The 24,378-nt window shown below is 45.6% G+C and carries 29 protein-coding genes, 1 riboswitch and 1 other annotated feature; of the genes, 27 read left to right on the forward strand and 2 right to left on the reverse strand.

The genetic code is table 11. The features are described from left to right. Positions 1-10 precede the first annotated feature (10 nt). The 13 genes from EUAN_RS09295 (at position 11) to EUAN_RS09355 (ending at position 9,747) form a co-directional block, all read left to right on the forward strand. Positions 11-481, forward strand: a complete 471-nt coding sequence (locus EUAN_RS09295) for a Na+/H+ antiporter subunit E (protein WP_071063978.1) — start codon at positions 11-13, stop codon at positions 479-481. A gap of 1 nt (position 482) precedes the next feature. Then, positions 483-749, forward strand: a complete 267-nt coding sequence (locus EUAN_RS09300; RefSeq protein ID WP_211266340.1) for an MrpF/PhaF family protein — start codon at positions 483-485, stop codon at positions 747-749. Then, positions 746-1,036 (forward strand): monovalent cation/H(+) antiporter subunit G, encoded by a 291-nt coding sequence (mnhG, locus tag EUAN_RS09305; protein ID WP_071063979.1) that lies wholly within the window; start codon positions 746-748, stop codon positions 1,034-1,036. The genes EUAN_RS09300 and mnhG overlap by 4 nt, the downstream gene beginning before the upstream one ends. Positions 1,037-1,059: 23 nt before the next feature. Further along, positions 1,060-1,278 carry a hydrogenase subunit MbhD domain-containing protein gene (locus EUAN_RS09310; protein WP_211266341.1) on the forward strand — a complete coding sequence of 73 codons (219 nt, stop codon included), beginning with the start codon at positions 1,060-1,062 and terminating at the stop codon, positions 1,276-1,278. Further along, a complete protein-coding gene (gene mbhE / locus EUAN_RS09315) occupies positions 1,275-1,577 on the forward strand; it encodes a hydrogen gas-evolving membrane-bound hydrogenase subunit E (RefSeq protein ID WP_071063983.1) in 303 nt (100 codons plus the stop codon). Before EUAN_RS09310 ends, mbhE begins: the two co-directional genes overlap by 4 nt. Continuing rightward, complete coding sequence (locus EUAN_RS09320) at positions 1,574-1,984, forward strand: MnhB domain-containing protein (protein WP_071063984.1); 411 nt, start codon at positions 1,574-1,576, stop codon at positions 1,982-1,984. Before mbhE ends, EUAN_RS09320 begins: the two co-directional genes overlap by 4 nt. Further along, the gene (locus EUAN_RS09325; protein WP_071063986.1) at positions 1,984-2,355 is read left to right on the forward strand and encodes a sodium:proton antiporter; all 372 of its coding nucleotides are present in this window, start codon (positions 1,984-1,986) and stop codon (positions 2,353-2,355) included. Before EUAN_RS09320 ends, EUAN_RS09325 begins: the two co-directional genes overlap by 1 nt. Then, complete coding sequence (locus EUAN_RS09330; RefSeq protein ID WP_071063988.1) at positions 2,342-3,808, forward strand: complex I subunit 5 family protein; 1,467 nt, start codon at positions 2,342-2,344, stop codon at positions 3,806-3,808. The genes EUAN_RS09325 and EUAN_RS09330 overlap by 14 nt, the downstream gene beginning before the upstream one ends. An 18-nt stretch (positions 3,809-3,826) precedes the next feature. Next, positions 3,827-5,302 (forward strand): complex I subunit 5 family protein, encoded by a 1,476-nt coding sequence (locus EUAN_RS09335; protein ID WP_084655879.1) that lies wholly within the window; start codon positions 3,827-3,829, stop codon positions 5,300-5,302. Between the two features lie 12 nt (positions 5,303-5,314). Beyond that, the gene (locus EUAN_RS09340) at positions 5,315-7,306 is read left to right on the forward strand and encodes a complex I subunit 5 family protein (RefSeq protein WP_071063990.1); all 1,992 of its coding nucleotides are present in this window, start codon (positions 5,315-5,317) and stop codon (positions 7,304-7,306) included. 113 nt (positions 7,307-7,419) lie between these two features. After that, a complete protein-coding gene (locus EUAN_RS09345; RefSeq protein WP_071063992.1) occupies positions 7,420-8,001 on the forward strand; it encodes a xanthine phosphoribosyltransferase in 582 nt (193 codons plus the stop codon). A 62-nt stretch (positions 8,002-8,063) separates the two neighbouring features. After that, positions 8,064-8,861 carry a GTP diphosphokinase gene (gene yjbM, locus EUAN_RS09350; RefSeq protein WP_071063994.1) on the forward strand — a complete coding sequence of 266 codons (798 nt, stop codon included), beginning with the start codon at positions 8,064-8,066 and terminating at the stop codon, positions 8,859-8,861. Between the two features lie 49 nt (positions 8,862-8,910). Next, the gene (locus tag EUAN_RS09355) at positions 8,911-9,747 is read left to right on the forward strand and encodes a DegV family protein (RefSeq protein ID WP_071063996.1); all 837 of its coding nucleotides are present in this window, start codon (positions 8,911-8,913) and stop codon (positions 9,745-9,747) included. A 16-nt stretch (positions 9,748-9,763) separates the two neighbouring features. Here EUAN_RS09355 and EUAN_RS09360 read toward each other — a convergent pair whose 3' ends face one another. Further along, positions 9,764-10,036: a hypothetical protein gene (locus EUAN_RS09360; protein WP_071063998.1), complete on the reverse strand. Its 273-nt coding sequence runs from the start codon at positions 10,034-10,036 to the stop codon at positions 9,764-9,766. A 117-nt stretch (positions 10,037-10,153) separates the two neighbouring features. Between EUAN_RS09360 and EUAN_RS09365 the strand changes: the two genes are divergently transcribed. Continuing rightward, positions 10,154-10,993: an aminotransferase class IV gene (locus EUAN_RS09365; RefSeq protein ID WP_084655880.1), complete on the forward strand. Its 840-nt coding sequence runs from the start codon at positions 10,154-10,156 to the stop codon at positions 10,991-10,993. Between the two features lie 11 nt (positions 10,994-11,004). Here the strand turns inward: EUAN_RS09365 and EUAN_RS09370 are convergent, their stop codons facing one another. Further along, positions 11,005-12,591, reverse strand: coding sequence for a 2-isopropylmalate synthase (locus EUAN_RS09370; RefSeq protein WP_281182092.1), 1,587 nt, complete (start codon positions 12,589-12,591; stop codon positions 11,005-11,007). Continuing rightward, positions 12,573-12,785, reverse strand: a binding site (T-box leader). It overlaps the preceding gene by 19 nt. Positions 12,786-12,932: 147 nt before the next feature. Here EUAN_RS09370 and ilvB point away from each other — a divergent pair. From ilvB to EUAN_RS09430, 13 genes are all read left to right on the forward strand, one after another. Further along, a complete protein-coding gene (ilvB, locus tag EUAN_RS09375) occupies positions 12,933-14,546 on the forward strand; it encodes a biosynthetic-type acetolactate synthase large subunit (RefSeq protein ID WP_071064002.1) in 1,614 nt (537 codons plus the stop codon). Positions 14,547-14,549: 3 nt separating this feature from the next. Then, positions 14,550-15,044 carry an acetolactate synthase small subunit gene (gene ilvN, locus EUAN_RS09380; RefSeq protein ID WP_084655881.1) on the forward strand — a complete coding sequence of 165 codons (495 nt, stop codon included), beginning with the start codon at positions 14,550-14,552 and terminating at the stop codon, positions 15,042-15,044. A gap of 75 nt (positions 15,045-15,119) precedes the next feature. Then, positions 15,120-15,281, forward strand: a complete 162-nt coding sequence (locus EUAN_RS12695; RefSeq protein WP_169817372.1) for a hypothetical protein — start codon at positions 15,120-15,122, stop codon at positions 15,279-15,281. A 96-nt stretch (positions 15,282-15,377) separates the two neighbouring features. Further along, on the forward strand, positions 15,378-16,391 hold the full coding sequence (gene aroF, locus EUAN_RS09385; RefSeq protein ID WP_071064004.1) for a 3-deoxy-7-phosphoheptulonate synthase: 1,014 nt from the start codon (positions 15,378-15,380) through the stop codon (positions 16,389-16,391). An 11-nt stretch (positions 16,392-16,402) separates the two neighbouring features. Next, positions 16,403-17,260, forward strand: a complete 858-nt coding sequence (locus EUAN_RS09390; protein WP_169817373.1) for a prephenate dehydrogenase — start codon at positions 16,403-16,405, stop codon at positions 17,258-17,260. Then, positions 17,247-18,308, forward strand: coding sequence for a 3-dehydroquinate synthase (gene aroB / locus EUAN_RS09395; protein WP_071064006.1), 1,062 nt, complete (start codon positions 17,247-17,249; stop codon positions 18,306-18,308). The genes EUAN_RS09390 and aroB overlap by 14 nt, the downstream gene beginning before the upstream one ends. 19 nt (positions 18,309-18,327) lie before the next feature. Further along, positions 18,328-19,632: a 3-phosphoshikimate 1-carboxyvinyltransferase gene (gene aroA / locus EUAN_RS09400; protein WP_071064008.1), complete on the forward strand. Its 1,305-nt coding sequence runs from the start codon at positions 18,328-18,330 to the stop codon at positions 19,630-19,632. Continuing rightward, a complete protein-coding gene (aroC, locus tag EUAN_RS09405; RefSeq protein WP_071064010.1) occupies positions 19,613-20,719 on the forward strand; it encodes a chorismate synthase in 1,107 nt (368 codons plus the stop codon). Before aroA ends, aroC begins: the two co-directional genes overlap by 20 nt. Next, positions 20,706-21,860 carry a prephenate dehydratase gene (gene pheA, locus EUAN_RS09410; RefSeq protein ID WP_071064012.1) on the forward strand — a complete coding sequence of 385 codons (1,155 nt, stop codon included), beginning with the start codon at positions 20,706-20,708 and terminating at the stop codon, positions 21,858-21,860. Before aroC ends, pheA begins: the two co-directional genes overlap by 14 nt. A 25-nt stretch (positions 21,861-21,885) precedes the next feature. Further along, positions 21,886-22,401: a shikimate kinase gene (locus EUAN_RS09415; protein WP_169817374.1), complete on the forward strand. Its 516-nt coding sequence runs from the start codon at positions 21,886-21,888 to the stop codon at positions 22,399-22,401. A 1-nt stretch (position 22,402) separates the two neighbouring features. Continuing rightward, complete coding sequence (gene aroQ, locus EUAN_RS09420; protein ID WP_071064016.1) at positions 22,403-22,858, forward strand: type II 3-dehydroquinate dehydratase; 456 nt, start codon at positions 22,403-22,405, stop codon at positions 22,856-22,858. 41 nt (positions 22,859-22,899) lie between these two features. Further along, positions 22,900-22,998, forward strand: a riboswitch (SAM riboswitch). 65 nt (positions 22,999-23,063) lie between these two features. Beyond that, a complete protein-coding gene (gene metA / locus EUAN_RS09425; RefSeq protein ID WP_071064018.1) occupies positions 23,064-23,969 on the forward strand; it encodes a homoserine O-acetyltransferase MetA in 906 nt (301 codons plus the stop codon). A gap of 64 nt (positions 23,970-24,033) precedes the next feature. Then, positions 24,034-24,378, forward strand: a 345-nt coding sequence (locus tag EUAN_RS09430) for a rhodanese-like domain-containing protein (RefSeq protein WP_281182091.1), incomplete at its 3' end; no start/stop codon positions are given.

The following is a 24,378-nucleotide window of genomic DNA, read 5'->3' on the forward strand; positions in this document are numbered from 1 at the left end:
GGAAATAGACTTGAAGAGTTATATTGGAATATTTACGCTGCTCTATGCCTTCTGGATAATTCTTTCCGAAAGGGTTGAAGTTGAAAGCTTGACAGTTGGAGCTGTAGTATGTGTAGGGGTACTACTTTACAACTCCAAGATAATAGAGCGAAAGCGAAAGTCCAGCTTTAAAAAAGTATGGCTTTTATTTAGGTTTGTCGGGGTACTCTTAAAGGAAATAGTCATATCCAACTTCCAGGTTGCTGCCATAGTGCTAGGGAGAAAGTTGGAGATAGATCCTCAGGTTTTCGAGTACAGAACGGTGCTTAAAACAGACAAGTACAGGACAGTGCTTGCCAATGCAATAACGCTTACGCCGGGAACGATAACTCTAGCCATAGATGGCGACAATCTCACCATACATGGGCTGAGAAAAGAGAATATAGATGGCGTGGTAGACTCCGAAATCGAAAAAATACTTATCCAAATTGAAGGAGCTTAGAATGGACGAAAAAATACTCATATCATCTACTATAGCGTTGTCGATTACTATAGTGATCTGCTTTATAAGGGCCATAAAAGGACCTGAGCTGGCAGACAGGCTTATATCTATAAACGTAATCGGGACGAAGACGATTGTACTTATATCCGTGGTGTCTTTTATAATAAAAGAGTCCTACTTCATAGACATAGTGCTGGTATATGCGCTTATAAGCTTTCTGGGATCAGTCGTCATATCCAATTTGATATCTGAGGAGGGAAAGAGATGAAAACTGTAGTAGTGGCACTGCTCTTGTACGGAGGAGTATTCTTCTTCCTTGTGGGGAGCATTGGCCTTATAAGGTTTCCTGATGCACTCACTAGAGCACATGGAGCGGCCAAATGCGATACGCTAGGAGCGATGCTTTCGCTTTCGGCACTTGTGGTATACGATGGGATAACCTTTTCAAGCTTCAAGCTCATAGTGACTATAGTATTTCTCTGGCTGACAAATCCTACGGCAACGCATCTAATAGGAAATAGCGTGTTTTCAAAGACAAAAGGGATGGGGGACTAGGGATGGAATTGTTTTCAATTGTAATGATACTTTTTTTAATAGGGGCAGCTATAGCTGTTTCACTTATAAAGGACATGCTGGGAGCTATTATAGTTTTCATGGTCTACAGCCTTATAATGGCCATACTCTGGGAACAGCTGAACGCGCCGGACCTCGCCATAACAGAGGCGGCAGTGGGAGCTGGGGTCACAACCATACTTTTTGTGATAAGTCTTAAGAGGATTAGGGGAATGAAGAGATGAGAAAAATACTTGCAGCCATTCTGACAGCGACTATAATAGGAATACTTCTCTTGGGGGTGGATGAACTCCCAGAATTCGGAAATCCAAAGAACCCCACAAACAACTACGTTTCGGAGAGGTATATAGACAAGGGGATAGAGGAGACCGGAGCCAAGAACATAGTGGCCGGCGTAATCCTCGACTACAGGGCATTCGACACTTTCGTGGAAGCCACAGTGCTGTTTACATCTATAATAATAATAATCAGCATACTTAAGCCAGATTCAAGAAAGCCAAAAGAGGACGGTGAGGAGAGTTGATCTTAAGAGAGATAGGGAAGACGATACTTCCCTTTATACAGGTATTTGGTGTATACGTAATACTATTTGGGCATATATCGCCGGGAGGAGGCTTTGCAGGTGGGACTATACTCGGCGCGAGCCTCATACTTTCCAAGATAATAGACAGCGAGCATAGATTTACTAGAAGACTAAGCTTCAAATTGCTCCTTAGGACAGCTACAATCTGCATAATGACATATGGAATTGTAAAGGGATATAGCTTTATAACAGGCGGAAGCCATATAGACGCTCCGCATCTACCTAAAGGCGTTGCGGGCAACATACTAAGCGGAGGATATATACTGCCTCTTAACATAGCTGTCGGTATAATCGTGGCTATAACTATCTACATTTTCTACAATCTATTTAGCGAAGGGGAATTCTAATGATAAAGCTTCTAGATAACTACGTTGAGACAGGAGCCATAATACTATTTGGAGTGGGCTTTGCCACTATGCTTATAAACAGCAATCTCATAAAGAAGATAATAGGCATGAATATAATGGACACGGCCATATTCCTGTTTTTCATAGCTAAGGGCTATATCCCGGGCAAAGAGGCGCCGCTTGTTGTGGGAGACTACAAAGGCGTGGAGGCGTATATAAATCCAATCCCAACATCTCTTATGCTTACAGGGATAGTTGTGGCTGTCAGCATGACGGCTTTTTTGCTTGCGCTGACTGTGAAGATAAACGAGAAATACGGAACTATAGAACTAGACGAAATATTGAAAGGAGGCAGAGATGAAAGTAGATAGCTTTCCACTGCTGATGGTACTGCTGTTTTATCTGTCGGCATTTATAACTATACTGATTTACAAAAATGAGATAGCGAAGAAAATAGCCATGTGCTCATCTGCTGTAGGCGTAGTTCTTTCGTTTTTCGTGATGATGGAAACAGTGCGAAACGGAAGCTTCATATACAACGCAGGTCATTTCGAAGCGCCTTGGGGTATAGAGCTCTATGTTGGAAGGATAGAGGGCATAATAAGCTTTGCACTCATGTGCATATACCTGCTCATAAGCTGGAGCTCTCTTTACATCATAGACGCAGAGGTAGACGAGAGCAGAGTCAAGCTCTACTACTTTCTCTGCAATATACTTATAGGCTCTGTGATGGGGGCTGTGTTTACAAACGACATATTCAACGCATTTGTATTTATAGAGGTGGGAACGCTTGCATCTTGCGGCATAATAGTGGTCAAGAACCAGAAAGAGAACTACTTGGCCACGCTCAAATACCTTATACTCAGCAGCTTGGGGTCGGGACTCTTTCTGATGGGGGCTTCATTTATATACTCGATAACTGGAAACCTCAACTTAAGCTATATAAACGCCGAGCTTTCCAAAGTCAGCGGCGACTACCCTACAGTGATACTCATAGCCACAGGGCTTTTCACGGTGGGACTTGGGATTAAAAGCGCTATGTTTCCGCTTCACACCTGGCTTCCAGACGGGCACTCCTCTGCACCTACGAGCTCTTCAGCACTGCTATCGGCCATAGTCTTGAAGGCCTTTGTGCTTCTCTATATAAAGATACTCTACAGAGGCATAGGGGTGGACTCTATGGAGATAGAGCTTGTATTTGAAATACTGCTGGTGCTTGGAAGTGCCGGAATGATAGTGGGATCTCTTATGGCCATAGCTCAGAAAGAGCTTAAGCGGATGATAGCCTACTCTACAGTTGCGCAGATGGGGTATATCTTCTTCGGAATAGGGCTTGGAACAAAGTCAGGACTTGCCTTTGCGATCTACCATATAATAGCCCATGCCTTTGCCAAGAGCATACTCTTTATAACGGCAGGCAATATGGTCAAAAAGGCCAAGAGCAAGTATATAGAGGATCTCCACGGCATAGGGAGAGAGATGCCTCTTACTATGGGTGTGTTTACTGTAGCTTCGCTTTCAATGGTGGGGATACCTATACTGCCAGGGTTTGTGAGCAAGTGGAATCTGGCTCTTGAGACAATAGAGCTTGGAAGATATGTGCTGCTGGCTGTTGTGCTTGTGAGCGGGCTCTTAAACGCACTCTACTACTTCCCGTTTGTAATAGGCGGGTACTTCAGAGACAAGAAGTCAGGAGAGCTGGACTACAGCCGAAGGCTTTCGCTAAAGGAGAGGATACCTCTCTACATCATGACTGCGGGCATGGTATATGCAGGGGCAGCTTCGAACGAGATAATAGAGCTGTTTAAAGCTGCATTAGGCTAAGAAGGCGAGGTGAGAATATTGACAAATTATCTGATACTGGGACCGATACTGTTTCCGATGGCGATTGCCATAGCCATGATATACATGAATTTCAAGACAGAGAAGCAGAGAAACATAGCGGCGGTTTCGCTTGTCGGCTGCAATCTGCTGATACTCCTGCTGGCTTCAATATACGGAGCAGAGCGGTTTGACCTGGTCAAATACAACGAATTTATAAACATATACTTCAGGATAGACAAGCTGAGTCTGCTGTTTGCCTTTCTAGCGTCGATTCTCTGGTTTTTTGCGACGATATACTCCACCAAATACATGAGTCACGAGGGTGGAGAGAAGAAGTTCTATATATTCTATATAATGACGCTCGGAGTCACTATGGGTATAGCTTTCTCCGGGAATCTATTCACGCTCTACATTTTCTACGAGCTGTTGACGCTTTCCACTTACCCTCTAGTAATCCACTCGGGTACAGAAGAAGCTCTGGAGAGCGGAAAGAAATACCTGATATACTCTTTCCTTGGAGCGACTATGGTTGTGACGGGAATGCTCTTTATCTACAGCTACACCCACAACCTGGACTTCACTCCGTTTGGAGTTTTCGGAGACAACGGGGAGATACTGGACGGGAAGCTCCTCTTCGTATACGTGATTACTTTTCTGGGCTTTGGAGTCAAGGCGGCTCTTGTGCCGTTCCACTCATGGCTTCCTAACGCCATGGTGGCCCCTACACCGGTGAGTGCATTGCTGCACGCCGTTGCGGTAGTTAAATCTGGTATTTTCGCCCTTATAAGGATAAGCTACTTTATATTCTCTCCACTTATAATCAAACAGATAGGCGGACATATATTCCTGATAACACTTATAGCCATAACAATACTCATGGGGTCTTTCTTGGCGCTGCACCACGACAACATAAAGAAGAGGCTTGCATACTCCACTATCAGCCAGCTGGGATATATACTGCTTGGAATAGCCCTTATGAACAAGGACTCTCTTATGGGAGGACTTCTTCACCTCATAAACCATGCGCTGATAAAGATAGTGCTCTTCTTCTGCGCTGGAGCTATATACTTCAACTCAGGCAAGAAGAACATAAGCGAGATAAAGGGCATAGGCAAGAAAATGCCTATAACCATGTGGTGCTTTGCTATAGCGTCTATCTCGCTTGTGGGGATACCGCCTACAAACGGGTTTGTAAGCAAGTGGTACTTGGCGCTTGGAGGCCTCAACGAGGGCAGCCTTCTGTTTGTGGCCATACTGCTTATAAGCGCTTTCTTTACAGCATCCTACCTCATGCCAATAGTCGTAGTGGCATTTTTCGGAAAGCCTGAGACAGAGGAACAGAAGAGCCAAGAGCTTGAGATGAAAGACTTGAATGAAGCTCCTATTGCAATGCTAGTTCCGATAGTAACTCTTACTGTGCTTATAGTCCTTACGGGGATATTCCCCAATCCGATTATAAGGTATGTTGAGAGGCTTGTGATGGAGATAATATAAGGAGGCGAGGCTATGTACTACAAGGTTTTACTTATGACTCTGCTTGTTCTGCCAGCCGTGGGAGGTGTACTAGCCTTTCTCATAGGAAGAAAGAGCGAGAAGGCCAGAGACTTTTTCAACGTGTTGCTTACAGGGATGGAGTTCTTGATACTGACGTCTATGTACAGCGAGGTCAGAAGAAACGGCATAGAGATATCGGTTCCTGACGTAATGGGAACGGGATTCCACATAAAGCTAGACACAATGAGGTATATATTCACTTGGATAACTGTATTTGTGTGGTTTTTGACGACTGTATACTCCACTCAGTACCTTATAAACTACAAGAACAGAAACAGGTACTACGCTTTCTTCCTGCTGACACTTTCAGCTACAGTCGGAGTCTTTGTATCTGAAAACATAGTGAATCTGTTCACTTTTTTCGAGATAATGTCGTTCACTTCCTATATACTGATAATCCACGACGAAGACAGGTACGCTCTAGACGCTGGAAAGTCCTATATAGGTATGGCAATAGGAGGGAGCCTTATACTCCTTATGGGTATCTTCCTGGTGTTTGACTACACCGGAGCTATAGACCTATCGGATATACAGAAAGAGATGGCTCTTATGGGGGATATCAAGTACTTTATAGCAGGACTGCTGCTTACGGGGTTCGGAGTCAAGGCATCTGCTTTTCCACTTCACGTATGGCTTCCTAAAGCCCATCCTGCGGCACCCACTCCTGCAAGTGCTATACTTTCAGGGATACTGATAAAGACGGGGATATTTGGCATCATGATAGTGGCCATAAATATAATGGGCGGAGACGAGAGGATATCATATGTGCTCACCACTATAGGCATGATAAACATGGCTCTCGGAGGCATTCTAGCCATGTACCAGAGAAATATAAAGAGCGTATTGGCCTACAGCAGCATGAGCCAGTCTGGCTATATAATATTCGGAATAGGGCTTGTGGGAATACTGAAAGAGGATGGGTATATAGCGGTGTACGGAGCCCTTTACCATATAGTCAACCACGCCATATTCAAGGTGCTTCTGTTCTACGTGGCAGGACTTATATACATGGTGCTACACGAGCTGAGCATAAACAAGATAAAGGGATTTGGAAAGTACAAGCATTTCCTGAAACTGCTCTATTTAATAGGTTTTTTCTCCATAATAGGTATGCCCGGCTTCAACGGCTTTGTCAGCAAGACAATACTGCATGAAGCGCTGGCTGAGGCGCACAGTATAACCCATAGTGCATACTTCACGGTGGCCGAAGTTGTGTTTACGGCGAGCAGTGCGTTCACAGTCGCTTACCTCTCTAAGATATTCTTCTCGGTATTTATGTACGACAATCCAAAGTACCAAGGCCAGCACAAGCGGTTCATAACCAAGAGGGCACTTCTCCCAATTGCGGTGCTAAGTGCATGCACGCTCTACATCGGGTTGAAGCCTGGTTTTGTGATGGAGATAATATCCGAGGCGGCCAAGTCGTTCGGAGTCGAGGGAACACATGAGCTTCACATATACTCATCGCACACTGTGGCAAGCTCCCTGAAGACGATTGGAATAGGGATAGCTGTGTACGTGCTCTTTATAAGAGGGTATCTGCTGAGGAATATAAACGGCACTATAGACTATATAAACCCTTCGCTTGAATGGTTCAGCCTTGAGAAGAACATATACAAGCCTATGATACTTGGTATATACAGATTTGGATCCAAGCTCTTCCACGCAGTTGACAACATCTTTATAGGAGGCGCTACAAAGATAACGGGGTCTATTGAAAAAGTACTCATAAAGGAGATAAGTCCTGTGGAGATCAAGAGAAAGCTTTACATGATGGTCAGAGGCCTTGACAGCGCAGTAGGCGACCAGATAGACTTTGAAAAAATCACAGTGAGAGAGCTTATACTGAATGCAAGACTTAGACTAAACAGCATAACCTACTCGCTCTTTATATTCGCCATAATACTGAGCGTAACTCTACTGCTTTTGATGCTGTACTATTAGGCCTGTTGAAAACAGACGAGTTTTATTGTATAATTACTAGACAGATGAAAGACGGACCCCTGCCGGACTAGCGAGCAGGGGTGTTTTTTACATATTAAAAGGAGGCCGTGAAAATGAAGCTTTTAGAGGAAAAGATAAGAAGCGAAGGAAGAATTTCAGAGGGAGGAGTGCTCAAGGTAGACTCATTTCTGAACCATCAGCTAGACGTTGAATTCTTGAACGAGATGGGAAAGGAGTTCAAGAGACTTTTTTCAGATGTAGAGATCACAAAGATACTGACAATAGAGGCTTCAGGAATAGCTATAGCCAGTATAGCTGCGCAGTATTTCGGAAACGTGCCAGTCGTATTCGCGAAAAAGACAGAGTCCAAGAACCTAGACGCCGACACTTACGACAGCGACGTGTTCTCTTTTACAAAGGGCAAGACTTACAAGATAAAGGTTTCAAAGAAGTACATGAACAAGGGCGACAAGGTGCTTATACTAGATGACTTCCTAGCCAATGGCTTTGCGACTCTGGGCATGATAGACATAGTCAAGAAGGCTGAAGCCGAGGTGGCTGGAGTAGGGATAGTCATAGAGAAGTCTTTCCAGTCTGGAGGAAAGATACTGAGAGAGCTTGGCGTGAACCTTCACTCGCTGGCTAGAATAGAGTTTGACGAAAAAAATCAGATAATATTCAATGAAAATGATTAACAAACAAAGGTCTGAATAGTATAATAGTATTGTTATAATACATACAAGTAAAACGGGGGATTATGATGATACTAGATTGGAAACGCTTTTTGCTTCCGTATGAGCAGGCTGTAGAGGAGCTGAAAGTCAAGTTCAAGAGCATTAGAAGCGAGTACAGAAAGATGGGGCAGTATTCTCCTATAGAATTTGTGACAGGTAGGGTAAAGGCCATGTCCAGTATAGTGGAAAAATCTGAGAGGCGCAATATACCGCTTGACCGCATAGAGGAAATGGAGGACATAGCAGGTATAAGGATAATGTGCCAGCTTGTAGACGACATAGAGAAAGTGGTATCGCTTATAAGGGACAGGGACGGAAAAGACCTTAAGATAGTCTATGAAAAAGACTATATAGAGAATATAAAAGAGAGCGGATACAGAAGCTACCATATAATAGTCAGCTACAGAGTGCAGACAGCCATAGGCGAAAAGGAGATTCTAGCCGAGATACAGGTCAGGACACTCGCCATGAACTTCTGGGCTACAATAGAACACTCCCTAAACTACAAATTCAACGAGCAGATTCCAGAGGACATAAAGATGAGGCTTAAAAACTCGGCCGAGGCGGCTTTTCTCCTAGACAAGGAGATGTCAGAGATAAAGGACGAGATAATAGATTCTCAGGGCATGTTCCAGCAGAGGTCTTCCATAATAGCGGATATACTGTATAGGATACAGGATCTGTATTCTCTAAATATATCTAGAGAGGACCTGGAGAGCATAGAAAACGAGTTTTGGAAGGTAAAGAGCAATAAAGACCATGCAGAGATAGAGGAATTCAAAAACAAACTAGATGTCATGATAAAAAACAAAAAGTCTTAGGAGTCCCTAGGACTTTTTTGTTGGACTTGAGTGGGGAGGAGAAATAGCTTTGAAAAAAACATACATCGTCATAGACAGCACTTCTTACGCCGAGGCGGAATTTATAGAGAAGCACGGAATAGAGGTGGTTCCGCTCTCTGTAGAGCTAGGCGGAGAGGTGTTCAAGGAAGGCCTCCCGGGGACTTACGGGGAATACTACGAAAAGCTGAAAGCTTCAGGTGAGTTTCCGACTACATCACAACCGGCCGTAGGCGACTTCCAGCAAGCTTATGAGAGGCTGTTCGAAAGAGGCGCAGACAGAATACTTGTAATCACATTCTCTTCGGGACTGAGCGGCACAAACAACAGCGCCAAGTTGGCGGCCGACCTTATGGAAGGCAGAGAGATAAAGGTGATAGACAGCTTTACGGCGGCCGGGATATACAGGTATATAGTGGAGAAGAGCGTGGAGCTTCTAGAGAGTGGCGCTGAGCTTGAGGATATAGAGAGCGAAGTGAAGCGGATAAGAGACTCGAGCAATATAGACTTGACGGTCGATACGCTGGAGTACCTGAAGCGCGGAGGAAGACTGACAAATATACAGGCCATGGTAGGAAGTCTGTTGAGCATAAAACCAGTAGTATCTCTTCTTGAGGGAAGGCTCTTAGGCAACGGAAAGTTTCGCGGGAAAAAGAAGGCGCTGAAAGAGATAGTGGACAGGATACCGGAAAACCCTGTACATATAACAGTCCACCATGTGCAGTGCTTAGAGGAGGCTAGGAAGATAGCGGACGAACTAGCGGAGAAGTACATAGACACGGAGATAGTCATCTCGGAACTTGGACCTGTCATAGGGTCGCATCTTGGACCAGGTGGAATTGGAGTGTGTACAGTGTATAAAAAATAGCCAGACATATGTCTGGCTATTTTTTAGATAAACTAAGTATAAAGTCCTCGTATTTTCTAAGGTTGTCCTTAGAGTAAGCATCTTTCCAAAGGGTGGCTCTCAAGATCTTGTCTGACTCTTCGTCGAGATTCTGGAAAGAATCTGTATAAAGCTTGTTGAATATATTAGTGATATAAAGACCTGCGTCAAAATCCTCAAGCTCGTCTATTTTGTTCAGCTCGATAGTCTCTTTCATCTTCTGCTCTAGCTTGGCTAGGAATTCAACCTTATCTTCTTTTGAAGCAACCAAAATATCTCCCCCTAAATAAATCTTTGTAAGTAGATTATACACTAAAAATTGCACAATTGGAAGATTAGCAATAAGGGTATATAATAGGAGAAGATAGAGAAATAAAGAGGGGTGGATATGTTGAGCATAGAGGCGGTAAACAAATACTATATATCAGATGGGAAACTTTTAGAGATAGAGAATACAGCGGAGTTCAAGTCTATAAGAGGACCTCTTGTGTACGAGGTAAACAGAGTTATGGACGGAGTGGTGCTATTTGAAGAGGGGCATGTCAAGAGGCTCAAGGACTCGCTCGAGATGCTGGGGCATGAGATGCAGTACTCTGAAGAACAAGTGGATCAGATGATGGCCCAGCTTATAGAGGCCAACGAGGTGGAGAACCAGAACATAAAGATAGTCTACGGCAACCTAGAGGACAGAGAGCACAAGATGCTGCTCTACTTTGTGAAGTCTCATTATCCTGACAGAAGCGTGTACTCGAAAGGTGTAAAGACAATACTGTTTGAGTCCGAGAGGGAGAACCCTAACGCCAAAGTGGTAGACCAGAGCCTTAGAGACAGGATAAACGAGAAGATAGCAGAGGAAGGGGCCTTCGAGGCACTTCTGGTGGATGAAAATGGATATATCACAGAGGGAAGCCGCTCCAACTTCTTCTATATAGTGGACGGAAAACTCTACACTCCGCCGGCCGAGAAGGTGCTGCTCGGGATTACAAGAAGAGAGGTTATAGCGGCCGCGCAAGAAAGAGGCATAGAGCTCGAGGAAAAGCCACTTCGCGCAGCAGATATAGAGAGCGTAGACGGGGCTTTTGTGACAGGCACTTCGATAGATGCGCTTCCGATAGCTCAAGTGGGAGATATAATGCTCGACACGGCCAATAACGAGATTATGAAGAGCATAATAGAAGGGTACAACAAGAGGGTGGAAGACTATGTAGCAAAAAAGAAGACCGATTAAGGTCTTCTTTTTTATGCTTCTTGGTCTATCATCTTGTTTATGGCGTCTAGATATGCCTTTATGCTCGATTCGACTATGTCTGTACTAAGCCCTCTTCCAGTGAATGACTTGCCATCGCTGCTTATCTTTACAGTGGCCTCTCCCTGCGAGTCGTTTCCTTCTGTGACTGCGTCTAGCGAGAAGTCATCAAGCGTGAAGTCTAGATTGACTATCTTGTTTATGGCGTTGTAGGCCGCATCTATAGGGCCGTCTCCTGTGGCCACTTTCTCTTTGACTTTTCCGTCACGCTCAAGCTTCACCACAGCTGTAGAAGTTATGGAAGATCCGCTGTTTATCACGAAGTTTACAAGCGATATAGCCTCAGGCGAAGAGATGGACTCTTTTCTGACTATGGCCTCTAAGTCCTTGTCGTATATCTTCTTTTTCTTGTCTAAGAGTACCTTGAACTGCTCGAAAGCCGAGTCAAGCTCTTCTTGCTCCAAGCTGAAACCTAGAGACTCAAGCCTGTCTTTGAAGGCATGTCTTCCGGAGTGCTTTCCAAGCACCATATTGGTCTTTGAAAGCCCCACAGACTCAGGAGTCATTATCTCGTAAGTGGTTCTCTCTGCAAGCATTCCATGCTGGTGTATTCCAGACTCGTGTGCAAAGGCATTTTCTCCGACTATGGCTTTGTTAGGCTGAACAGAGACACCTGTTATAGAGGAAAGTAACTTGCTGCTCTTCATTATCTCTGTAGTGACTATTCTAGTCTCGGCTTTGAAGAAATCAGGTCTTGTGTTAAGGGCCATTACGACTTCCTCAAGCGCAGCGTTTCCAGCTCTCTCTCCGATTCCGTTTATAGTACACTCAACTTGAGTGGCTCCAGCTCTTACAGCTGAAAGACTGTTCGCAACTGCCATTCCAAGGTCATTGTGGCAGTGGACAGATATGTCGGCCTTGTCTATATTAGGCACATTGTCTTTAAGGTGCTTTATGATGCTGAAGTACTCCTCAGGAGTTGTATATCCAACTGTGTCAGGTATGTTCACAGTAGTCGCTCCCGCCTTTATGACCTCTGTTACCACTCTTGTCAAGAAGTCAAGATTTGTTCTAGAGGCGTCCTCTGCCGAGAACTCTATGTCAGAGCAGTATTTCTTGGCGTACTTCACCATGTTCACAGCTCTTTCAAGCACTGCGTCCGGCTCCATTTTCAACTTGTACTTCATATGGATGTCTGAAGTGGCTATAAAAGTGTGGATTCTAGGGCTTGCAGCGTGCTTAAGCGCTTCCCAAGCCTTGTCTATGTCTTTCTCAAGCGCCCTTGCAAGGCTGGCCACAGAGCAGTTCTTTATCTCTTCGGCCACAGTCTTTACAGACTCGAAGTCCCCAGGCGAAGCTATGGCGAATCCCGCCTCTATTATATCTACGTTCAATCTCTCAAGCTGCTTTGCAAGCACTATCTTCTCCTTTAGGTTCATAGTGCATCCAGGAGACTGCTCCCCATCTCTCAAACTAGTGTCGAATATCTTTATTCTTTTAGACATTGTGTTTTCCTCCGTTTCCGTATTCGTAAAATAAAAAAAGCCCGTCCTTACAACAAAATAAGGACGGGCGTATATTCCCGCGGTACCACCTTAATTACAGCTTCCGCTGTCTCTTAGGATGTCTTTAACGCAGACCAGACGTCAGACCCTACTGGTGTTTCAGGTCTGAGGCTCAAGAGTGAGTGTAATTATCCCAAGTGTCAGTTTTCACCATCCACCGACTCTCTGCAAGCTTGGAGTTAAGTACTTGTCTCTTTCACAGCCATTTATTAACGTTAGAAGTATTCTAGCAATAAAGGCATCTAAAGTCAAGAGGGAAATTTTCAAAAAAAATGGGTCTCAGTTGACATATGATAAATTCGGTAGTAGAATTCTAGTAATATAAAATTTAAAAAACACAAGAGGAGGTGGCATAGATGCTTGTTGCAGAAGCCATAGTAAAATGTCTAGAGAGAGAAGGTGTTGAAGTCGTCTTTGGATATCCAGGTGCACATATAGCTCCTATATACGACGTAATGAGGGAGCGAGGGATGAAGCATGTGCTCGTCAGAAACGAGCAGTCGGCAGCCCACAACGCCAACGGATACAGCAGGGCAAGTTCCAAAGTCGGCGTATGCATGGCTACCTCAGGGCCGGGAGCTACAAACCTCATAACTGGAATAGCAACTGCATATATGGACTCCGTTCCTATGGTGGTTATAACAGGGCAGGTTCCGCTTAAGCTGATTGGAACAGATGTATTCCAGGAAGCCGACATAATAGGAGCTACAGAGCCTTTTACCAAGTACAACAGACTTATACAGAGCAAGGAAGAAGTGCTTGAAGCCATAAAAGAGGCTTTCCACATAGCTAGAACGGGAAGGCCGGGTCCGGTGCTGCTGGACATACCAGAGGACATTCAGATAGAGAAGCTTGAAAAGTTCGAATACCCTGAAGAAGTCAACATAAGAGGCTACAACCCTGTGTACGAAGGTCATGTTGGACAGATAAAGAGAGCTGTATCCAGGATAAAGAAAGCCAAGAGGCCTGTGATATGCTCAGGTGGAGGGATTATAAACGCCGACGCCAAAGAGGAGCTCCAAGCCTTTGCGGACAGGCTGGGCATACCTGTAGCTACTACTTTTATGGGCACGGGAAGCTACCCTACAAGAGGAGAGAACTATATAGGAGCTGTGGGCACTCATGGTGATATATATGCAAACAAGATAGTCTATGAAGCCGACCTCGTAATAATAGTGGGATCAAAGGTTTCAGACAGGTCGAAGCTAAGCAATATAGCTGACGCTGCGACGATAATCCATATAGATATAGACTCGGCCGAGATAGGCAAGAACTTGGACGTGGACATACCTGTAGTGGGTGATGCAAAGCAGATAATAGCGGAGATAGACAGCAGGATAGATTCGCTTGACATAGAGGGCTGGAGAGAACAGGCCAAGTCTCTGAAAGAGCAGTATAAGCGTGAGGTTACAGTTACAAAGTATGTAAACCCTATGGAGGCCATGAAGTTTGCCTCTAGGAATATGGGCGAAGACCTTATAGTCGTTACAGACGTAGGTCAGAACCAGTTCTGGGCCACTAAGAACTTCGAGATGTACGGCAAGAGAAAGCTGCTTGGCTCGGGCGGGCTTGGAACTATGGGATACAGCTTGCCGGCTTCGATAGGGGCCAAGTTCGGATCTCCTGAGAGCGAAGTCATATGCACAGTGGGAGACGGCGGAATTCAGATGCTTCTGGCTGAGCTGGGAGTCATAACAGAGGAAGAGCTGGACATAAAGATAGTGGTCTTCAACAACTCGAGGCTTGGAATGGTGAGAGAGCTTCAGGACAAGAGGTATGGAAAAGGCAATACAAGCGGAGTTGTATTCGAGAAGTCGCCTAATTTCGTGAAAATAGCGGAGGGCTATGGAATCGAAGGGCGAAGGGTTTCTACAGACGAAGAGTTCAGAGAGGCCTTTCTAGAGATGATGAAGTCAGAAAAGGCATTTTTGATAGAGGCAAAAGTCGAAACAGAGTTTGAAACATTGTAGGGGGTGTCTAAAATTAAACATATACTTTCAGTGCTAGTGGAAAATCAGTCAGGTGTGCTAAGCAAGATTTCAGGGCTTTTTACAAGACGAGGATACAATATAGACAGTCTTTCAGTAGGAGAGACAGAAGATCCAGAGATATCTAGGATGACCATAACTGTAAGAGGAGACGACCAGATAGTCGAGCAGATAGTAAAGCAGCTTAACAAGCTTGTGGACGTGATCAAGGTAGTGGAGATAGAAGCTTCAGAAGCTGTGTGCAGAGAACTACTGCTCATAAGGGTCAAGGCGGATCCAGACGACAGACCGGCCATAATAGGCATAGCCGATATATTCAGGGCCAAGATAATAGACGTTCAAAGCGACAGCCTTATACTCGAGCTTACAGGAGCGGAGGACAAGCTGGAGTCGTTCACAGAGATGCTCAAGCCTTACGGCATACTGGAGTATAACAGAACCGGAATCACGGCTTTGAAGAGGGGAAAGTTTGTCAAATAGATAAAAACAGTTGACAATACAAAATGTAATGGTATATATTGATTGTATGGACAAGATATTCAGGAGGGTGCGATTATGAAAGAGCTTATAAACAAGTTCATTGAGAATCAAACTTCATATTACCTTTATTTTTTTAGCTGGGGCTATTACTTTTTTAGCGCCGGAGCTTTGTCATACAAAAAAATAAGCGGTAATACGACTGATGGGTCTATAGATGGAATATATGCATACGTTTAAAACGCCGGTACAAGGTGTTTATATTTCGGATAAGTGAATTCAAAGAGCCTCATTGCGGAGGCTCTTTTTTAATACTATTTTATAGGGGGAGAAGACATGATAATAGTTCTAAAAGAAAACACGTCAAAGGAAGAGAAAGACAAGCTTATAGCCAAGATGACAGAGCTAGGGCTGAGAGTGCATGAGTCGGAGGGCAGCAGACATCATTTAATAGGATTGGTAGGTGACACTAGCGTGATAGATAGAGAGCAGATAAAAGCAAACAGAAGTGTAGAGAGTCTTGTGCAGGTGCAACAGCCTTACAAGCTTGTAAACAGGGCGTTCCATCCGGAAGACACGATTATAGACGTAAACGGAAGCACAGTAGGCGGAAACAAGATAGCGATTATGGCGGGGCCTTGCTCGGTGGAGAGCGAAGAGCAGATACTCACCATAGCCAAGTCCATAAAAGAGACAGGGGCCACTTTCCTAAGAGGGGGCGCGTTCAAGCCTAGGACTTCACCTTACAGCTTCCAGGGAATGGGCGTAGAGGGGCTGGAGCTTCTAAAGCTTGCAAAGGCTGAAACAGGACTTCCTATAGTGAGCGAGATAATGTCAAACGAGTACCTAGACAGATTCATAGAAGACGTGGACGTGATACAGGTAGGGGCTAGAAATATGCAGAACTTCGAGCTGCTTAAAGAGCTTGGAAAGACTAACAAGCCGATACTCCTGAAGAGAGGCCTTTCTTCTACAATAGAGGAGCTGCTTATGTCTGCCGAGTATATAATGGCCGGAGGAAACAAGGACGTGATACTCTGCGAGAGGGGAATCAGGACTTTCGAGAACTTCACTAGAAACACACTAGACCTAAGCGCCATACCGGCGATCAAGAAGCTTTCGCATCTTCCTGTAATAGTGGACCCAAGCCACGCTGCTGGAATGTGGTGGATGGTAGAGCCTCTTTCAAAGGCAGCTGTAGCAGTTGGAGCAGACGGACTTATGATAGAGGTTCACAACAGCCCTGAGACGGCTAAATGCGACGGACAGCAGTCCATAACTCCTGAGAGATTCAAAGAGATAGTGGACAAGCTTAGAAAGATAGCGGAGATAGAGGGAAAAACTATATAGAGGTGATGCGCATGGACTTTAATGTGAAGATAGCGATAGTCGGACTTGGGCTTATAGGCGGGTCCTACGGATTGGCGCTGAAGCAGATGGGTTTTAAAGACGTCCGAGGAGCTGATATATCGAGCGAAGTGGTTGAAAAGGCGAAGCAGATGGGAGCCATAGACTGTGGCAGCACAAGGCTTGAAGATATTATCCCAGAAGCGGACCTGGTAGTATTCTCTGTATACCCGGAGCTTACTACAAGACTCATAGTGGATAATATGGACAGCTTCAAGAGCGGGGCGATTCTGACAGATGTGGCTGGGATAAAGGAAAAGCTGATAGCTGACATAGCACCACACCTGAGAGAGGATGTGGACTTCGTGGCCGGGCATCCCATGGCCGGAAAAGAGACAAGTGGAATAGAGTCGGCAGACCCCGGTATATTCATAGGGGCGAACTATATAATAACTCCTACAGAGCAGAACAAGAGAGAGAACATAGAGCTTGTAAAAGAGATAGTGAGGGGAATGGGCTTTAAAAACGTGGTAGAGACTAAGCCGTCCACGCACGACGAGAACATAGCCTATGTAAGCCAGCTTCCGCACATAGTGGCCGTGGGGATGGTCAACTGCAAAGACGTAGAAGACGTATCGCTATTTGCCGGCGGAAGCTACAGGGACACCACAAGGATAGCTAGGATAAACGCCGAGCTCTGGAGCGAGCTCTTTATAGAGAACAGGTCTCACCTTGTGGAGCAGATAGATCTCTTTCTAGATTACACAAAAAACATAAGGGATGCGATAGAAGCCGAAGACTCAGCGAGCCTCAAGGAGATGCTCAGAGAATCGCATAGCAGAAAAGGGGAGATAGTGGATGAAAAAGCTTAAAATAGACCTTCCAGAAAAGCAGTACGACATACTCATAGAGAAGGGCCTTAGAAGGCAATTTGGCTCAGAGATAAAAAAACTGTATACTAATAAAAAAATATTTATAATTACAGACCAGAACGTATATAATATATATGGAGAAGAGTTCGAGAAAGACTTGAAGTCGAATGGATTCGAGCCTTATTTCACAGTGGTGGAGCCGGGCGAGAAGAGCAAGTCCATAGCGGTGCTTGAGAGCGTATATGACTCACTGTTGGACAAGGAAATCACCAGGTCAGATATGATAGTTGCCCTTGGAGGCGGAGTAGTCGGGGACTTAACGGGCTTCGTGGCAGCAACGCTTCTAAGGGGAATAAGGTTTATGCAGATACCTACTTCGCTATTGGCGCAGATAGACAGCAGCGTAGGCGGGAAAGTGGCTGTAAACCTGGAAAAAGGCAAGAACCTTGTCGGCAACTTCTACCATCCGGACGCAGTGCTGATAGACCCTGAGATGCTGTTGACGCTTGAAAAGAGGTATTTCTACGACGGAATGGCCGAGGTCATAAAATACGGTTGCATCAAGAGCGAAGAGCTCTTCAGAATGCTTGAGTCATACGTGACGGAAGAGGAATTCTTCGACAACATAGATGATATAATATACAGATGCTGCGACATAAAGAGGGCCGTGGTGGAGGAAGATGAAAAAGACACTGGAAACAGGATGCTGCTGAACTTCGGGCACACTCTAGGGCACGCTGTAGAGAAATGCTTCGGATATGAAAAGTACACCCATGGAGAAGGCGTTGCAATAGGCATGTACAATATAACGCTTAGGAGCGAAGCGAAGGGCGAGACAGAGGCAGGAGTGGCTGAAAGCATAAAGTCGCTGCTTGTGAAGTACAAACTGCCATACGAGATGCCTGAGATGGACGAAGAGGAAGTGAAAAAGGCCATCGGGCTCGACAAGAAGAGCAGCAGCGGCAGCATAACGCTTATACTTGTAAAGAGGATAGGAGAGAGCTACCTTAAAAAGATAGCCAAAGAGGAGATAGTAGACTACATTTAAAACGATTGGGGGATTTAGCATGAAATCAGTCAAGATAAACCCTATGACTCTGGAAGGCGAGATAAACATACCGCCTTCTAAGAGCATGAGCCATAGAGCGATAATATGTGCAAGCCTTTCGCGCGGAGAGAGTCTGATACATAATATATCTTATTCGGACGATATAATAGCGACTATAGAGGGGATGAAGGCACTTGGAGTAGAGGTGTTGGAGGAGATTCTAGACCAAGACACAGGCACATACAGCCTCAGGATAAAGGGAGTGGAGGAGTTCAAGCTCCAGAGCGACTCTGTAAACTGCAAAGAATCTGGCTCGACCATAAGGTTTCTAATACCGATACTGATGCTTGCAGGAGAGAAGTTTAATATAACTGGAGAGGGAAGGCTTGTAGAGAGGCCACTTGACACCTATTACAGGATATTCGATCAGCAGGGTATAAAATATGCAAATACAGGAGGCATTCTGCCGCTTGAAATAGAGGGGTGCTTAAAGCCGGGCACTTTCAGCATAGAGGGCAATATAAGCTCCCAGTTTATAACTGGACTTCTGTTTACACTGCCTCTTTTGGACGGCGATTCAAGGATAGTCGTAACAGAGTCGGAGCTTGAGTCTAAGGGCTATGTGGATCTGACTATAGACATACTCAGAAAATTCGGCATAGAGATAGAGAACAGGGATTACAAGGAGTTTTTCATAAAGGGAAACCAGAGCTACGTAAGCCGCGAGTACAAGGTGGAAGGAGACTACTCTCAGGGCGCTTTCTGGATAGTGGCTGGACTGCTTGACGGAAAGATAGTATGCAACGACCTGGAAAAGTCTTCTCTTCAAGGCGACAAGGAAGTCGTGGAGATAGTAGAGAGAATGGGCGGAAATATATCGGTATCTGAAGACAGCATAACAGTGGAGAAGTCGGAGACTAGAGGGACTGTCATAGATGCTTCCCAGTGCCCAGACATAATACCTGTGCTCAGCGTACTGGCTGCGCTAAGCGAAGGAGAAACCAGAGTTATAAACGGAAAGAGACTCAGAATAAAAGAGTCGGACAGGATAACATCCACTAGAACGGAGCTTGAGAAGCTAGGAGCCGACATAAGAGAAGAAGGCGACGGGCTTGTGATAGTAGGAAAGCCTATGCTTGAAGGCGGAGCGGTGCTGGACAGCTGGAACGACCACAGAATAGCCATGGCCATGGGAGTGGCGTCCATAAGGTGCAAGAAGCCTGTAGAGATAACGAACAGCGGTTCTGTATCCAAGTCCTACCCTCACTTCTGGGAGGACTTCAAGAAACTAGGAGGTGTGGTAGATGAGCGGAATATGGGGTAGCAACTACAAGCTTTCAATCTTCGGGGAGTCACATGGAAAGGCCATAGGCATGGTTTTAAACGGGCTTCCGGTGGGGATAGAGCTCGACATGGAGCAGATTTCAAAAGAGATGGAGAGAAGAGCTCCAGGAAGAGACAATCTCTCCACACCTAGAGTGGAGGGCGACCAGTTTGAGATAGTCAGCGGGATACTCGACGACACCACTACGGGGGCGCCGCTTTGCTCTATGATCTGGAACTCAAGCCAGAGGTCTAAAGACTACAGCCATATAAGGTATGTGATGAGGCCGGGGCATGCAGACTACCCTGGATTTGTGAAGTACAAGGGGTTCAACGACTACAGAGGCGGAGGGCATTTCTCTGGAAGGATAACTGCGCCTGTGGTCTTTGCTGGAGCGGTGGCCAAGCAGATACTTGCCAGAAAAGGCATAACTGTAGGGGCCCATATAAAGAGCATCGGGTCAGTCAGCGAAGAGTCTTTCGACGCTGTGAACTTGAACGCCGAGACGCTACTGGAGCTTGCCAAAAAGCCTTTCCCGGTGATAGACGAAAGTGCAGGAGAGGCCATGAAGCAAGTTATACTGGAGGCCAAAGAGGAGCTTGACTCTGTAGGCGGAACGGTGGAAGTAGGCGTCACTGGGATACCTGTGGGGATAGGAGATCCGTTCTTCGACTCGGTGGAGAGCAAGATAGCGAGCCTTGTGTTCTCGGTTCCGGGGACCAAAGGGCTGGAGTTTGGAGCAGGCTTTGCCATAAGCGATATGAAGGGCTCCGAGTCCAACGACGAGTACTATATGGACGGAGATGCTGTAAAGACATATACAAACAACAACGGAGGCATTACAGGGGGAATTTCAAACGGAATGCCGATAGTATACTCTGTGGCGATAAAGCCCACTTCTTCTATATCCAAGAAGCAGAGGACTATAGACGTGAAAGAGCAGAGTGAGACGGAGCTTGAAGTGCACGGCAGACATGACCCTTGCATAGTCCACAGAACGGTTCCTGTGCTGGAAGCCATAACGGCCATAGCGATACTTGACCTAATGCTTGGAACGGAAGGAGCGAGCGGATTTGAACCTAGATGATATAAGAGTGCAGATAGACGAGATAGATGAGAAGCTGACGGCGCTCTTTGAAAAGAGAATGGACTTGGTGCTCCAAGTGGCCAAGTACAAAGAAGAGACAGGGCAGAAGATATTCGACAGCGAGAGAGAGAAAAAGGTCATAGATAAGAACAAGGGATACCTCAAGAACAAGGCGTACGAGAAGTCGCTAGAGGACTTCTACAACGACATGATGGCTATAAGCAGAAAGTTTCAGGCCAAGCAGATATTCTCAAGCGATATAGAGGATATATCGGACTCTGAAGTCGAGAAAATAGTGAAGCTGGCTAAAACCAGAAAGGCAAGCCCTAAGGTGTGCTACCAGGGAGTGCCTGGAGCCTACAGCGAAGAGGCCCTTATAGCTACTTTCGGGCCTGACACAGAGAGGGTAAACGTAAAGGAGTTTGAAGACGTATTCAATAAGCTTCAAGAAGAGGATATAGACTACGGAATACTCCCTATAGAGAACTCCTCCACAGGGAGCATCTCGGAGGTCTACGACCTTATGAGGGAATACGGATACTATGTGGTGGGAGAGACGAGCATAAAAGTGGACCAGAACTTGCTTGGAGTTCCCGGAACTTCGCTAGAAGACATAGCGGAAGTCTACTCACACCCTCAGGGGCTTAAGCAGAGCGAGGAATTCCTAAAGCAGCATGGCGACTGGAAGCTGGTGCCTTTCAGGAATACGGCCGAAAGCGCAAAGCTGGTGAGCGAATCCGGCTCCAAGGAGAAGGCAGCCATAGCCAGCAGAAGAGCTGCTGAGCTATACGGACTCGAGGTAGTAGAGCCTAGCATAAATTACAACAATAACAACCACACAAGATTTGTGATAATAGGGAAGAACTTGGAGATAAACGACGACGCCAACAAGGTCAGCATAATATTTGCGGCACCTCACAAAGCAGGGGCTCTTTACGGAGCGCTTAGCTATTTTGCAGAGAACAATTTGAATATGCAGAGGATAGAGTCCAGGCCTGTGATAGAGAAGTCGTGGGAATATTTCTTCTATATAGACTTCGAGGGCAATCTGAAAGACGAAAACCTGAAGAAGGCCATAGTTGAGATAGAGAGGAACAGCACCTACTTTAAACTCCTTGGAAACTACAAAAGCCATATATAGGGGACTGCGAGGAGGAGACATGAGATTGAAGGAACATATAATACTAATTGGAATGCCGGGCTGCGGAAAGACCAGCTTTGGGAGAGACATTGCCAAGCAGCTAGGAGTAGAGCTTTACGACACTGACGAATTCCTAGAAAAGATGCAGGGCAAGAGCATACCAGATATATTCCAAGAAGAGGGCGAAGACCGCTTCAGGAAGTACGAGACCGAGTCGCTGAGGGCCGTGCTAAAGAAAGGCCCGGCTGTAATAGCTACAGGCGGAGGAATAGTGAAGCTTCCTGAGAACAGGGAGCTGATGAAAAACGGTGGGACTGTGGTATTTATAGACAGGCCGCTCGACAATATATTCTCTGACGTAGACACGGAGTCGAGGCCGCTTCTTTCGCAGAACAAGGAAAGGCTTCAAAGCCTTTACGAAGAGAGGTATGATCTCTTCGTTGAAACGGCAGACTTGAGAGTCGTGAACGACAGGTGCTACGAAGAAGTGCTAGAAGAGATAGTGGAGACTGTAAAAGACATAGTGGAAGGGGCTGAGTAACTTGAAGATACTCGTAATAAACGGACCCAATATAAACATGCTTGGAATAAGGGAAAAGGACATATACGGATCTGACAACTTCGAGAGTTTGAACGAAGGAGTGGAGGAAAAAGCTAGAGAGCTTGGGCTCGAGGTGGAGCTCTACCAGAGCAATATAGAGGGCGAAATAGTGACGAAGATACAGCAGGCTTATGGCGTGTTTGACGGCATAGTCATAAACCCAGGGGCCTACACCCACTACAGCATAGCCATACTGGATGCCTTAAAAGCTGTCTCGATACCGACTGTAGAAGTGCATATAAGCAATATACACAAGAGGGAAGAGTTCAGGAAGAAGTCCGTGACTGCAGAAGCCTGCATAGGGCAGATTTCAGGACTTGGAGTATACGGCTACAGCCTTGCGCTTTCAGGCCTCAAGCAGTACCTCTCGGAGAGGAAATATCTGCTTGACAGATAGACATATGTAAAATATAATGTATGGAATAGACAACTGAATAAAACTCATCAAGAGAGATGGAGGGACTGGCCCTATGAAATCCGGCAACCTGACTTGCAAGTCGAGGTGCTAAATCCAGCGGTATAGCCGATAGATGAGAAGTGAAAACTCCTTTCGGCGAAAGGAGTTTTTTTGTACAAAATTACAGAAGAGAGAAGGGAAGTATATGCCAATAGTAATACCTAGCGCACTGCCAGCGTACAAGACGCTTACAGACGAGAATATATTCATAATGGGCGCCCAGAGGGCGAAAGAACAGGACATAAGGCCGATAAAGATAGCCATACTGAATTTGATGCCCACCAAGATAGAGACAGAGACTCAGCTTTTAAGGCTGCTTGGAAACACTCCACTTCAGGTGGAGATAACGCTGCTCAGAACAGCTAGCTACGAATCCAAAAACACCGCGAAAGAGCATCTGGGAAGCTTCTACACTACTTTTGACAAGGTTAAAGACAAGCGATTCGACGGCATGATAATAACAGGGGCGCCTGTAGAAAATATGGACTTTGAAGACGTAATATACTGGGAAGAGCTGAAAGAGATAATGGACTTCACAAAGACTAACGTGACATCTACATTCCATATCTGCTGGGGAGCTCAAGCGGGGCTCTATTACCACTACGGAGTGGAGAAGTTCAACCTTCCTAAAAAGCAGTTCGGCATATTCAAGCACAAGACAAACGAGAAAAAGATACAGCTTCTGAGAGGGTTTGACGATGAGTTCTATGCCCCGCATTCAAGGCATACAGGTGTAAAGACAGATATGATACTCCAAAACGGAAGGCTTGAGATATTGGCTCATTCGGAGGCGGCAGGCCCATATCTGATAATGGGAGATGACGGCAAGCATATCTTCGCCACAGGACACTCTGAATACGACCAGTACACGCTCTACGGAGAGTATATGAGGGACTTCAACAAGGGGCTGGAAGTCGAGCTTCCAGAGAACTACTTCCCGGAAAACGACACTGATAAGGCTCCGCCTGTAATCTGGAGAGCGCATTCCAATCTGCTTTTCTCCAACTGGCTGAACTACTACGTATACCAGCAGACACCGTTTGTGCTTTAAGAGAGCAGATTATGCTCTCTTTTTTTATGCTGAAAATATGCTATAATATTTACGAGGTGGGACGATGCTAAAAGAAATAGAATACAGAGAGATAGACGAAGGTCTACTGAAAAAAAGATATATACTTGTGGACCTTAGAAGCCCAAAGGAATACGCTGAGTTCACTATTCCGGGGGCTATAAACATACCGATTTTCGACAATGCGGAGAGGGAGCTTATAGGCTACACCTATATGAGGGATTCCATAGAGAAGGCCAAGACCATGGGAGTCAACATAGTGGACAGAAAGCTTCCAGAGATATACGAGCAGATAAAGAAGCTAGAAGACGAGTACAGCTCCATAATCTGCTTCTGCGAGAGAGGCGGAATGAGGAGCACTTCGCTTGTAGGGCTGCTCTCAAGTCTAGGA

Source organism: Andreesenia angusta, from assembly GCF_001855385.1.
GTDB classification, from domain to species: Bacteria; Bacillota; Clostridia; order Tissierellales; family Gottschalkiaceae; genus Andreesenia; species Andreesenia angusta.